This is a genomic window from Pseudomonas sp. NPDC078416, from assembly GCF_050268485.1.
GTDB lineage: Bacteria > Pseudomonadota > Gammaproteobacteria > Pseudomonadales > Pseudomonadaceae > Aquipseudomonas.
In genome coordinates this window covers 26017-38722 of record NZ_JBNNGV010000040.1, presented here as the reverse complement: position 1 = coordinate 38722, position 12706 = coordinate 26017, and the positions used below count along the sequence as shown (strand labels likewise).

Annotated in this window: 7 protein-coding genes; 4 read left to right on the top strand and 3 right to left on the bottom strand. The window is 62.9% G+C overall.

Translation table 11 applies throughout. The features are described from left to right. Positions 1-185: 185 nt before the first annotated feature. Positions 186-1331 (bottom strand): acyltransferase family protein, encoded by a 1146-nt coding sequence (locus ACQKEN_RS23275; RefSeq protein WP_427689144.1) that lies wholly within the window; start codon positions 1329-1331, stop codon positions 186-188. A 387-nt stretch (positions 1332-1718) separates the two neighbouring features. On the opposite strand from ACQKEN_RS23275, the gene ACQKEN_RS23270 reads away from it, so the two are divergent. The 4 genes from ACQKEN_RS23270 (at position 1719) to ACQKEN_RS23255 (ending at position 6109) form a co-directional block, all read left to right on the top strand. Continuing rightward, the gene (locus ACQKEN_RS23270) at positions 1719-2735 is read left to right on the top strand and encodes a 2-dehydro-3-deoxygalactonokinase (protein ID WP_427689142.1); all 1017 of its coding nucleotides are present in this window, start codon (positions 1719-1721) and stop codon (positions 2733-2735) included. Position 2736: 1 nt separating this feature from the next. Then, positions 2737-3372, top strand: coding sequence for a 2-dehydro-3-deoxy-6-phosphogalactonate aldolase (locus ACQKEN_RS23265; RefSeq protein WP_427689141.1), 636 nt, complete (start codon positions 2737-2739; stop codon positions 3370-3372). A gap of 82 nt (positions 3373-3454) precedes the next feature. Further along, complete coding sequence (gene dgoD, locus ACQKEN_RS23260) at positions 3455-4603, top strand: galactonate dehydratase (RefSeq protein WP_065986272.1); 1149 nt, start codon at positions 3455-3457, stop codon at positions 4601-4603. Positions 4604-4861: 258 nt separating this feature from the next. Then, entirely contained in the window at positions 4862-6109 is a 1248-nt protein-coding gene (locus ACQKEN_RS23255; RefSeq protein ID WP_427689148.1) for an MFS transporter, read from the top strand. A gap of 265 nt (positions 6110-6374) precedes the next feature. Here the strand turns inward: ACQKEN_RS23255 and ACQKEN_RS23250 are convergent, their stop codons facing one another. Both ACQKEN_RS23250 and ACQKEN_RS23245 read right to left on the bottom strand, forming a co-directional pair. Beyond that, positions 6375-9485: an autotransporter domain-containing protein gene (locus tag ACQKEN_RS23250; RefSeq protein ID WP_427689139.1), complete on the bottom strand. Its 3111-nt coding sequence runs from the start codon at positions 9483-9485 to the stop codon at positions 6375-6377. Positions 9486-9636: 151 nt separating this feature from the next. Then, complete coding sequence (locus ACQKEN_RS23245; protein WP_427689137.1) at positions 9637-12645, bottom strand: autotransporter domain-containing protein; 3009 nt, start codon at positions 12643-12645, stop codon at positions 9637-9639. Positions 12646-12706 lie beyond the last annotated feature (61 nt).

The window sequence follows — 12706 nt, the reverse complement described above, 5'->3', positions numbered from 1 at the left end:
GTGGGCCGAGCGGCATGGATGCCGCGAGAGCCGCCCCCCGCCATGGATGGCGGATGGCGGCGGGCCCACGGAGCGAGACCGGAGTGAAGGAACCCTGACGAAGGAAGGGCCAAACCGAGAGCAAGCACCCTTGGTTACTTGGGGTGCTTTTCCAAGTAACTCGCCGAAGGCGAAACAATCTGCCCCTAGGCAGATGCCTCTGATCTTGAATTTGATCTTGATCTTAAGACAGCAGCAAACCGCATGCCCGGCACTTCGATGTACCGATGAACCACCATCGAAACCACCACAACCGCCACCACCACCAACAGCATCAACAGATTGTCGTTCAGGGCACTGCCCGTACTCAGATACCGCACCAGCGACCCCGGAATCTCGCCCGGCTTGTCGACCAGCAACGGATAACCACCAAACTTCGCCGCCACCGTCAGCCCTGTCGCGACCACGAAAATCACCGCCGCATGGGTCAGATAAATCGACAGCCACAACCGGCCCAGCGCCGGAAACACCCGCACCTGCAACAGCCGCGAAACCGCCCCGGCCTCCCAGGCGAACACCAGAATCGCCAGGCAAAACAGCAGCGACAGCTCAATTGTCAGCGGGGCTTCGCCGTCCACCATCAGCCAGCCAATGGTCGCCAATACCCCCACCTCAAGCACACTGCCCAGCACCATCCCCGGCGCGAAATTGCGCAGCCGCGCGTACAGCCGATACGTCACCGTGCCCGCAAAGAAACAGGCCGCGCCCCACAAGACATAGCGCGTCAGCAGATCGGAATCCGCGAACAACCCGACAAACGCCAACCCGCCCAGCAAGGTAAATATCATCCGCGCCATGCCCGGCAGCGCATAGCAGACCAGTCCGAAGATCAGCCACAGGTAAAACGCGACACTTAACCACCACGACGGGTAGTTGAACGACAGCGCATTGAAGCCCGGCCACCACGCCTGGATCAGCAACAGATTGGGCAGGATCTCCCCAGGGGCACGGTCACCACTGAACGCCGGGAAATTCAACAGCAGCCCGTAGCGCTCCAGCACGAGCTTCAAACACTCGAAACCGATGAAGAACAACAGCACCGCGATGTGCAGCGGCATGACCCGGCAGGCGCGGGAAACCATGAAGTGGCCCAGCTGCCGCGAGGTGTTCAGTGTGCCGACGTAGCGCCGGTACAGCAGAAAGCCGCTCAGGGCGAAGAACAGACCGGCGAACTGACTGGCGTTACGGAAAAACGACAGCTCCGTGATGCTTCGCTCGATGTGCGAGTGATGAACGATCAGGGTCAGGGCGCAGAGACCGCGCAGGCTGTCGAGCACGGGGAATCGCTTCATCTTGAGGATCCTTGTTCAGATGAGTTAAGCGTGCGGGCACGCGAACAGTCGCCAGCAGGCGTGCAGGGCAGGGCAGGGAAAGGCAAGGAAAGTTACCACCTTCGGCACTGAGGCTGATGAGTGGCGGAGGGCGTTTGGAAAACAGGAGGTGACGCACTGCACGCTCGTAGCCGAAGGCTAACACCGGGTTCGTGAAAGTTTTGCCAACGGCGGGCGGCAGTATGCCCGAACCGCCACCCCGTTCGGAACAGGCAACCGCCGAAGCGTCAGCACCCAAAATACGTAAAATCCCTATATATGGGATTGAACGTTATATATTGAGATTATCCGGACAACCGGTTTATAGTCCGCCCCGCATTCACTCATTAATAACAATCAGGTGAAGCCATGCAGGCGCAATTGATTGCGCTCGATTGGGGTACGACATCCCTTCGCGCGTATCGACTCGGCGAACACGGCCGGGTACTGGAACAACGTTCGCTCAGCGCGGGCATCATGCAGCTGCCATCGACACCCCGTTCGATCGGCGGGCAGCAGGTTTCCAACGGATTCGAGCTGGCTTTTGACGAAGCCTGCGGCGACTGGCTCGACGCCGAACCAACGCTGCCGGTGATCGCCTGCGGCATGGTCGGCAGCGCCCAGGGCTGGCGCGAGGCGGTCTATCAGCAGACGCCTGCCAGCGTTGCAGCGCTCAGCTCTGCGCTGGTCACGGTGCGCAGCGTGCGCGGCGTCGACATTCACATCATTCCCGGCATCCTGCAGCGTTCCGAGCTGCCCAACGTGATGCGCGGCGAAGAAACCCAAGTCCTCGGCATTCTCGACTCGCTGACCGCCAGCGAAGCCGCCAAACCCCTGTTGATCGGCCTGCCCGGCAGCCACTCGAAGTGGGTGAGGGCGGTGGACGGCCGGATCGAGCATTTCGATACCTTCATGACCGGTGAGGTCTACGCCGCGCTGTCCAGCCATACCATTCTCGGCCGTACAATGCAGCGCAGCGACACCTTCGACGCTGAAGCGTTTGACCGAGGTGTGGCGGTGTCGCGGTCGGCCAACGGTGCGGCAGGTCCGCTGTCGACCATCTTCAGTTGCCGCACCCTCGGCCTGACCGGCGTGCTGTCCGGCACCGCTCAATCCGATTATCTGTCCGGCCTGTTGATCGGCCATGAAATCGTCGCGCTGGCGCAGCTGTTGCGCCAGACCGACGCGCAGCTGCCTGCCGTAATCCTGATCGGCAGCGACGCCCTGATCGCCCGCTATCAGCGCGCCCTTGATGCCAACGGTTTCGCCCAGGTGACTCTGGCGGAGCAAGCCACCGAGCGTGGCCTCTGGCAGGTCGCGGTGCAGGCCGGTCTGATTCAATCCTCCTCTTCGGCCGCTGCCCGGCCCCTTCACGTAGAGAACTGACATGCTCAAGCAAGCCCTCGTGCAAAACGGTCTGGTCGCGATTCTTCGCGGCCTGCGCCCCGAGGAAGCGCCGGCCATCGGTGATGTCCTGTACACCGCCGGTTTCCGCGTCATCGAAGTGCCGCTCAATTCCCCGCAGCCGTACGACAGCATCCGCCTGCTGCGTCAGAGCCTGCCCGCCGATTGCCTGATCGGTGCGGGCACGGTGCTGACGCCGGAGCAAGTGCGCCAGGTCAAGGAAGCCGGCGGCCAGGTCATCGTCATGCCCCACAGCGATCCGAAGGTGCTGCGCGCGGCAAAAGCCGAAGGCCTGTTCCTGTCTCCGGGCGTGGCGACGCCGACCGAAGCCTTCGCCGCGCTGGCCGAAGGCGCCGACGTGCTGAAAATGTTCCCTGCCGAGCAAATGGGCCCGGCAGTGGTCAAGGCCTGGCTGGCGGTATTGCCGGCCGGCACGGCGCTGATTCCGGTCGGCGGCATCACCCCGGACAACATGAAAGTCTTCCTCGACGCCGGCGTGTCCGGTTTCGGCCTGGGTTCGGGGCTGTTCAAGCCGGGCATGAGCGCGGACGATGTTGCCAAGAGCGCCAAGGCCTACGTTGATGCCTGGAACCAGCACAAGCCTGCCAACCATCAGTGACCGACCCGCTCGTCGCGCCATCGAGGCTGTGTTTTTGAGCAGTGCGCGAACAGCATGTGTTTTTGAATAAGAGAGACAAGACATGAAAATCACCAAACTCACGACCTACATCGTTCCGCCGCGCTGGTGCTTCCTGAAAGTCGAAACCGACCAGGGCGTCACCGGTTGGGGCGAGCCTGTGGTCGAGGGCCGCGCCCATACCGTGGCTGCAGCGGTTGAGGAACTGTCCGACTATTTGATCGGCAAAGACCCACGCAACATCGAAGACATCTGGACCGTGCTCTATCGCGGCGGCTTCTACCGGGGGGGCGCCATTCATATGAGCGCGCTGGCGGGCATCGATCAGGCGCTGTGGGACATCAAGGGCAAGGCGCTGGGCGTGTCGGTCAGCGATCTGCTGGGTGGCCAGGTGCGCGACAAGATTCGGGTGTATTCGTGGATCGGCGGCGACCGCCCGGCGGACACCGCACGTGCGGCAAAAGAAGCGGTTGAGCGTGGTTTCACTGCGGTGAAGATGAACGGCACCGAGGAGCTGCAGTTCCTCGACACCTTCGACAAGGTCGACCTGGCCCTGGCCAACGTCGCCGCTGTGCGCGATGCCGTGGGCCCGAACGTCGGCATCGGCGTTGACTTCCACGGTCGCGTGCACAAGCCGATGGCCAAGGTGCTGATGAAGGAGTTGGACCCCTACAAGCTGATGTTCATCGAAGAGCCGGTGCTTAGCGAGAACTACGAAGCGCTGAAGGAACTGGCACCGTTGACCAGCACGCCGATTGCCCTGGGCGAGCGTTTGTTCTCCCGCTGGGATTTCAAGCGCGTGTTGAGCGAAGGTTATGTGGACATCATCCAGCCCGATGCTTCCCACGCCGGCGGCATCACCGAAACCCGCAAGATCGCCAACATGGCCGAAGCCTATGACGTGGCGCTGGCGCTGCATTGCCCGCTGGGCCCGATCGCGCTGGCCGCGTGCCTGCAACTGGACGCCGTTTGCTACAACGCGTTCATTCAGGAGCAGAGCCTGGGCATTCACTACAACGAGAGCAACGACCTGCTCGACTACATCAAGAACCCGGAAGTCTTCGATTACGACAAGGGCATGGTGAAGATCCCGAACGGCCCGGGCCTGGGCATCGAGATCAACGAAGAGTACGTCAAGGAACGCGCCGCCATCGGCCACCGCTGGCGCAACCCGATCTGGCGCCACGCCGACGGCAGCTTTGCCGAGTGGTGATTGCTCCCCGGGCTTGAGCCCGACTGATCGTTCCCACGCTCCGCGTGGGAATGCATCCCCCGACGCTCGGCGTCGACTGCCGGACGCAGAGCGTCCAGAGCAGTGTTACCACGCGGAGCGTGGGAACAATCGCAACAAAGCCAGCAAAAAACTTCAGACCTCAGATAACCATAAAAAGAGGCACTTCCCTTGCGCACACAGACTGCTTCCCAAGCGCGGGCGACCACCGCCACGCCAACCCGCAAACGCTTTTTCATCATGGTGCTGCTGTTCATCACCGTGGTGATCAACTACCTCGACCGCAGCAACCTGTCCATCGCCGCGCCCGCACTGACCAGCGAGCTCGGCATCGACCCGGTGCACGTCGGCCTGATTTTCTCCGCGTTCGGCTGGACCTACGCCGCCATGCAGCTGCCCGGCGGCTGGCTGGTGGATCGCGTCCCGCCGCGCATTCTCTACACCGTGGCGCTGGCGCTGTGGTCCATCGCGACCATCTTCCTCGGCTTCGTTGGCAGCTTCATCGGCCTGTTCATTTTGCGCATGGCCGTCGGCGCGCTGGAGGCCCCGGCCTATCCGATCAACAGCCGGGTCGTCACCGCCTGGTTCCCGGAAAAGGAACGCGCCACCGCCGTCGGCTTTTACACCTCCGGCCAGTTCGTCGGCCTGGCCTTCCTGACCCCTGTGCTCGCGTGGCTACAGACCCGCTACGGCTGGCACATGGTGTTCGTGGCCACCGGCGGGGTCGGGGTGCTCTGGGCAGCGATCTGGTACATGGTTTACCGCGAGCCCCGCGATTTCAAAGGCATTAATCAGGGCGAGATCGACCTGATCAAGGACGGCGGCGGGCTGGTCGACATGCAGACCGATGCCTCCAAGCGCAAAAGCGGTTTCAGCTGGCAGGATCTGGGCATCGTGCTGACCAAGCGCAAGCTGTGGGGCATCTACCTGGGCCAGTTCTGCCTGAACTCGACGCTGTGGTTCTTCCTCACCTGGTTCCCGACCTACCTGGTCAAATACCGCGGCATGGACTTCATCAAGTCGGGCCTGTTGGCATCGCTGCCGTTTCTCGCAGCGTTCGTCGGCGTGCTCTGCTCGGGGTTCTTCTCCGACTGGCTCATCCGTCGCGGTCACACCGTGGGCTTCGCGCGCAAGACGCCGATCATCGCCGGGCTGTTGATCTCCACCTCGATCATTGGCGCCAACTACGTCGACTCGACGCCGCTGGTGATTGCGTTCCTCGCGCTGGCCTTCTTCGGCAACGGCCTGGCGTCGATCACCTGGTCGCTGGTCTCGACCCTCGCGCCGGCGCGGCTGTTAGGGCTGACCGGCGGCACGTTCAACCTGATCGGTAACCTGGCGGCGATCGCCACCCCGATCGTGATCGGTTTCCTGGCGTCCGGGGATTCCTTTGCGCCGGCGATCACTTACATCGCCGTTCTGGCGCTGCTCGGTGCGTTGTCCTACATCCTGTTGGTGGGCAAGGTGGAACGCATCGAGTTGTCATGACCCTGTCGATGCGTCATGAGGGACGTCAATCACTTGCCCGGTAAAGGACGTTTCTTTGAGAGAGGCATGGCAGCCGCCAATGCCTTGATAGGAGCGGGCTTGGGAGGTTCTCTACAGCAAAGGGAGCAATCTTTCGAGCAGGTGCTCAGGCGCTCCACCGGATCGCTGCTGAACCGTTTGGAGGGACAAAATAGACCCTCCAAACGGTTTCTAGTATCGGGCGAGAGCACCCAAGCTGGCGCAGGCTTTCAGGCAGCGCTAGAGGTTAGAAATCCCAATTCAGCGACAGCCCCACGCCGTGGGTTTTATCCCGGGCGCCCAGCAGGCCGTTGTAGTCCAGGTTGATCCGCGCATCCCGGTTCAAGACAAGGCTGGCGCGGGCGCCCACGACGGCGGCGTCCCGGTCCATGGACACGCTCTGCACGGCAAAGGTATTCACCCCGCTGGCGAAGGCCATGTGCTGCTCGGCCGAGGTATCGCTCAGGTTATGCTGCCAGCCCAAGGTACCTGAGACGTCCAGCTTCTGGGTATCGGTGAGGTTGAACCGGCTACCGGCACGCACCCCCAGCGTGGACAGCACCGTGTCGCGGTTGTCGTCGTTACCCTTGAGCGCCGTGGCGCCGCCCTTCTCGGTAAAGCTGTCGCTATCGAAATGCACATAGGCCAGGTTGGCGAAGGGCTCCAGAGCCAAAGGCTGCAGGTTCAGGCGATAGGCTGCTTCACTGAACACCTGGGTCGATTGCGCGTCGCGCTTGACCTTGAGGCGGTCGGTCGACGCGCCCAGTTGCAGCTCTCGCTTGACGTCGATGCGGTGCCAGCTATGGGATGCACCCGCGGTCAGGCGCAACGGCCCTTCCTCGTGGCCAATGTAGGCACCCAGGTGGTAGCTATCGGCCGAGGCGCTGGAATGGGTGTCGTCGCCCATGCCTAACGAGGTATCGCTATAGCCGACCATGGCGCCCAACCGGGTGTGCTCAGCCACCAGGCCGTCCACACCGGCGAGCAGGCCGCCCAGGGATGAGGTTGAACTGGCGCTGTCGCTGCTGCCGGCGTTCTTGCCCCACGCGCCCAGGCCTTTCACCCACAGGTTATTGCCTTCAACACCCGCCGCAGGCTGGTCGTACAGTCCTTCGACGCGCAGGCGATCACCCACGGCATCGCGTAGCTGGCGGCTGTCGTTGATCAACTGCGTGGCGATGGCCGGATGCACTTCACCGGACAACTGGGTGTAGGCACGCCGGGCGGTGGCAGCATCAGGGCTCAACAGCAGCTCTTCGTACACCGCGTTACCGGCCGCTAATTGCTCGGCGGCCGCCGCTACGTTGGCCTGGTTAGCGGTTTGCGCGGCGCTGGCGAAGCTGTCCCCGTTGCGCTCCAGGGCCAGGGCAACGCCCGTACCGCTGTAGGCCAGGTTGCCATCCAGAAACGCGTAGTTATCCAGCACCGAACCGAACTGGCCCTGCACGCCGCCCGCGGCTTGCAGCACGTTGAACTGCCGGCCGAGCAGGCTGTTGACCTCGCCTGTGGTGAAGCCAGCGCCGTTTTCCAGCGAGAGGGCCATGGTCGCACCGCTGACCGTAGCCTGTCCGCCGGCGATGATGCGGTCGCTGCCAGTGGGCGACAACTCCACCGCATACACCGCGCCGGGCGCCAGGTTAAGGTCGCCCGCCACCTGTAAGGTGCCCACGGAATTGCCCGGCGCTACCGTACCGCCGCGGTTGGCGACAAGGGACGCAACCCGGCCGTTGCCGCCCAGTATGCCGGTGTCGTTGACGGTCACCGCCGAGGCCAGCGAACCGTTAATCGCCAGGCGCCCTTCATTGACCAGGGTTGGGCCGCTGTAGGTGTTGGCGCCGGTCAGCACCAGGGTACCGATACCTGTCTTGGTCAAGCCGCCATGGCCGGATATGTCGTTGCTCCACACGTCCCGCCCGCATTGTGGCCCGCTGCAGAGGCGCTGGGTCGGTTTACCGGCATCGACCACCGCGCCAGTGCCCGGCAGGTTGGCCACGAACTGACTGTCTCCATAGGCGCCGCTGATACGAAACTCGGCGGGAATATCCGCCTCGGTGACGAACATGCTCGGGCCGTTGACGGCCTTGCCCAGGTTGATCATGCCCCAGCCATAGAGCGCGTCCACGCCAGGCGCGCCGAGGTCGGTGGCAGTGGTTTTCAACACGTCGGCCACCTGTGCGCCGGTCATGTAGGGGAAGCGCTCCATCAGTACCGCCATGCTGCCCGCCACATGGGGCGCGGCCATGGAGGTACCGTTTTTGTTGGCCCAGCCCACGGTCAGGTCTTGCAGGCTGGTGCCGTTAAGCACCGAGCTGTAGATCCGCGTACCTGGCGCCGACACGCAGAAGCTGGCCGTGTAGCCGCAGCGAGAAGAAAAGGTGCTTAAGGTGTAAGGCGTGGCGCCAGCGGCCGTGGCGTTGGGGTTTTGCTGCAGGGCAGCAACCGTCAGCCAGTTGGGGGCGATCTCTGGCACGAAATACCCGAGTCCGGCCATGGCGTCCGGGTTGTTCAGGTTGTAGTCGTTGCCGGCGGCGAAAATGGTGACCACGCCGCTGCGCGCGGCATCGATGGCGCCCTGATAAGCGCCCCCTGGGCGAGTGCCGAGGATCTGTCGGATCTGATCGAACTGCAGCTGCGCATCCTGCACGGTAAAGTGCGGAAACGCCGGGTCGCGACCGCCCTGGTCAAAGCGGTCGGTAATGCCAATGCCCCAGCTGTTGTTGATGATGCGCGCGCCACTGCTGACCAATGCGTTCCAGCCCGCCTGGTAAACCGCGCCGTCGTTGCCCAGCACAATGCCGTCTTCCGGGCCTGGGTCGCCGTTGTCGGCGCTGATGATCTGGGCGTTGAAGGCCACACCGTGCATGGGCCCGCCGTCTCGGTTGCCGCCAGCGATGCCACCTACGTGGGTGCCGTGGTTACCCAGCCGGCCGTTGGAGTCAGGGGTAGGGGTGCCATCGTAACGGAAGGCGTCGCCGGCCTTTACCGGAATGTAGGGGTCGGTGTACTCGCGAATGCCACTGGTGACCAGGTTGATCACTTTATCCGGGCTGGCGAATTCCGGGTGCGGTGCGTACACCGGCTGATCGAAAATCCCCAACTTCACGCCTTTGCCGGTGTAACCGGCCGCGTAGGCCTGGTCGGCGTTGATCGCGCCCAGCCCCCATTGCGCAGTGAACTCCGGGCTGCGCCAACTGGCGATATTCCCGGCCTGGCCGGCTTCTACGTAAGGCGCAGCCTGAGCTGCACCGAGGGTGGCCAGGTAACAGGCCAGGGCGCCGCAAGAAACGCGATGGGCTTGCCGAATAGCGTGCCGAATGGAGCTGACAGCAAGCTGTCGAGTGGTGGATGGCTTTTTCATAAATACAACTGTCCTTAGTTAGCGCACACAAAACCCCGCGCGAATGCCGCCTTGGCGTCCGCGTCGTTCTTTTTCCAACAATGGGTAGGTTGAAACATTCAGCTTCAGGAAAGCGGCGGGCGAAGGCCTGGCTCGCCCTGCCGCTTTGCGTTTAGAACTGCCAGTTAAGGCTCAAGCCGATGCCGTGGCTTTTTTCACGGCTGGCCAATTGGCCGTTGTAGTCCAGGCTAACGCTGGCCTCACGGCTCAGCGCCACGCGGGCATGGGCACCCACCAGGGCCGCGTCACGCACCAGGGGCGAGCTTTCAATGCCGAAGTTACTGCCGCCTGCCGCAAAGGCCATGTGCTGCTCTGAATCGGTGTCGTTCAGGTTGTGCTGCCAGCCCAGGCTGCCGGAGAGATCCAGCTTCTGATGATCATTGATTGCGATGGTTTTAAGCGCCCGTAGACCCAGCGTGCCGAGCACGGCTTCACGGGTATCGCTGCCGGAGGCAAGCGCTGCGGCATCTCCCTTCTCGCTGAAGCTATCCGTGCCAAGGTGCACATAGGCCAGGTTGGCGAAGGGTTCAAGCACTGCGGGCTGCAACTGAATACGGTACGCCGCTTCGGTGAATACCTGTGCGGTTTGCGCATTGTGTTTGGTTTTCTCCCGGCCACTGGCGCTGCCGACCTGTACATCGCGCCTGCCGTCGATCCGGTGCCAGCTGTAGGCACCGCCGAGGGTCAGGCGCCAGGCGCCGATCTCATGACCCAGGTAGGCGCCCAGATGGTAGCTGTCTACCGATGCACGGGAATGGGTACCCGAGCCCATATTGACCGAGCTGTCGCTGTAGCCGCCTACCAGACCAAGGCGTGTGGCTTCACCTACGTCGCCGTCGACACCCGCCAGCAAGCCGCCAATGGACGAGGTATAGCCAGCCGTATCGCTGCGGGAATCCGTTTTGCCCCACGCGCCCAAGGCCTTGAACCACACATTGTTTTGCGCTGCGGTATTGGCATTGGCATCGGCACCGAACACGCTGGCGCCCAGGCGCTCGCCTACGGCATCACGCACATAGCGGCTGTCGTTGATCAACTGGGTGGCGACTGCCGGGTAGACCTCGCCCGACAGCTGCTGGAAACTTTCCCGGGCCGAGGCGGCACTTTGAGCGAGCAGCAGATTTTCATACACCGCGTTGCCCGCCCCCAATTGCTCGGCGGCCGAGGCCACGGCTGCCTGGTTAGGGGTTTGCGCCACGCTGTCGAATGCCGCCGTGCGCTCGATATTCAGCGCAACGCCGTTAGCGGCGTAGTCCAGCCGGCCGCCGAGGAAAGCGTAGTGGGAGGTGACCGCGGCGAACTGCCCATTCACACCGTCGGCGGCTTGCAACACGTTGTACTGGCGGCCAACCAGGGTTTGGCCAGGCGTGGCATTCAAGGCCACCGGTGTTGGGTCTAGGGCCAGGGTCATGTTGGCCCCCGACACTGTGGCACTGCCGGTGGCCACAATGCGGTCACTGGCCGTGGGCGAAAGCTCTACCGCGTAGGTTGAGCCAGGCGCGAAGGTTAAGTCACCGTTCACCTGCAAGGTGCCGATGGAGTTACCCGGCGCAACCTGCCCGCCGCTCAACGCGGTGAGGTTACCGACCTGGCCATTGCCGCCCAAGGTGCCACCCGCATTGACCTGCACGGCCGACGTCAGGGAGCCATTGACCGACAGCACACCACCGTTGACCTGGGTATCGCCGCGATAGGTATTGCTCCCTTCTAGGATCAACCGGCCCGCGCCGGACTTGATCAGGCTGCCCTGGTACTGGCGCTGAGCCGCGGCCGCAGCACGGGCGGTGCCCACGGCGTAGTCGGTCTGGTCCTGTTGGCTGGCGGTGCTGGCCACGCCGTTCTGCCAACCTCTGCTGACCAGGGTTTGCTGCCAGGCGGCCTGTTCAGCAGTGTCCTCGGCCTGACGCTGGATCAACGCCTGATCAGAAATATCGTTACTCCAGACATCGGTTTGGCCGGCGCCCAGGGTGGCATCGAAGGTGCCCAGCAACTGGCCTGGGCCGCGCATGGCCCGCTCCAGGTTGGCCACACCCCAGCCCACAGTGCCATTGGGCGCCTGGGTAACCGAACCATCGAGCTGGGTCGCGGTGGTGAGCAGCACCTGCAAGGCCTGCTCGTTGTTCATGTAAGGGTAGCGCTCCATGACCAGCGCCAACGCGCCGGTGGCATGGGGCGCGGCCATGGACGTACCGGACTTGAGTGCATAGCCGCCGCCAGGCACGGTGCTGTTGATCAGCCTCCCTGGTGTGGTGATGCACCAGTATTTGGCAATGCCGCACTGGTTGTAGCGCTGGGCATTGGCACTATCCAGGCCAGACACCGCCAGCCAGTGGCCTTCCAGGTCTGGCTCGAAATACGGCAGCGCAGAACGCACACTGGCGTTGGCATAACCGGTATTGCCAGCGCTGAAGACGTTGATCACGCCCTTGCGCGACACGTTAGCCGCTTCATCCAGCCAGGTGCCCCGGTTGTAATGCTGGGCATAGGCGGCCTGTACGCCTTTCAACGTCGCGTAGGTCACATCCGGTGGCTGGCTACCCCAACTGTTGTTGATCGCCCGCACACCGGCATCGGCCAGCGCGCCATAAGCTGCCTTGAAGTACTGCGGGTCTGGACTCGGGCCAAACAAGAAGCTATCGCTCTGGTTGGTGTTGGCCACATAGATTTGCGCGTTGTATGCCACGCCATGCATGCCAACGCCATCACGGGCCGCGCCCATGGTCCCGGTCACGTGCGTGCCGTGGGTGTCGTTATTGGGGTTGATGGCACCCGTGATGCTAAACGGCGAACCATCCACATAGGTGCCGTTGGCCGTTACCGCATGGTAGCGGGAAGGGCTGGCTTCGGGATGTGAGGGGTCGAATCCTGAGTCCATCGCGCCGATTTTTACGCCGTTGCCGGTGATACCGGCAGCATAAGCCTGGTCGGCCTGGATACGGCCCAATCCCCAGTCGCTCTGAAATTCTTCCGAGCGCCAACTGGCCGCGTTGCCTAACTTTCCCTGTTCTGCGTAGTCGGCATAAGCCGAGCAGCCAAAGGTAAAAGACAACGCGCAAAGTGCGGTCGTGGTTGCGGGTTTAACGGAATAACGGACAGCATTGGACGGCTTGAACCTTCGCATCCCTGCACACCTTTTTTATTTATCAGCTCCCTAGTGAGCGCCGTAAGAAAATAGTCCGCTG

Coding starts and splice junctions, on each gene's coding strand:
- ACQKEN_RS23275 (WP_427689144.1), bottom strand. CDS start 1,331: ATGAAGCGATTCCCCGTGCTCGACAGCCTGCGCGGTCTCTGCGCCCTG.
- ACQKEN_RS23270 (WP_427689142.1), top strand. CDS start 1,719: ATGCAGGCGCAATTGATTGCGCTCGATTGGGGTACGACATCCCTTCGC.
- ACQKEN_RS23265 (WP_427689141.1), top strand. CDS start 2,737: ATGCTCAAGCAAGCCCTCGTGCAAAACGGTCTGGTCGCGATTCTTCGC.
- dgoD (WP_065986272.1), top strand. CDS start 3,455: ATGAAAATCACCAAACTCACGACCTACATCGTTCCGCCGCGCTGGTGC.
- ACQKEN_RS23255 (WP_427689148.1), top strand. CDS start 4,862: ATGGTGCTGCTGTTCATCACCGTGGTGATCAACTACCTCGACCGCAGC.
- ACQKEN_RS23250 (WP_427689139.1), bottom strand. CDS start 9,485: ATGAAAAAGCCATCCACCACTCGACAGCTTGCTGTCAGCTCCATTCGG.
- ACQKEN_RS23245 (WP_427689137.1), bottom strand. CDS start 12,645: ATGCGAAGGTTCAAGCCGTCCAATGCTGTCCGTTATTCCGTTAAACCC.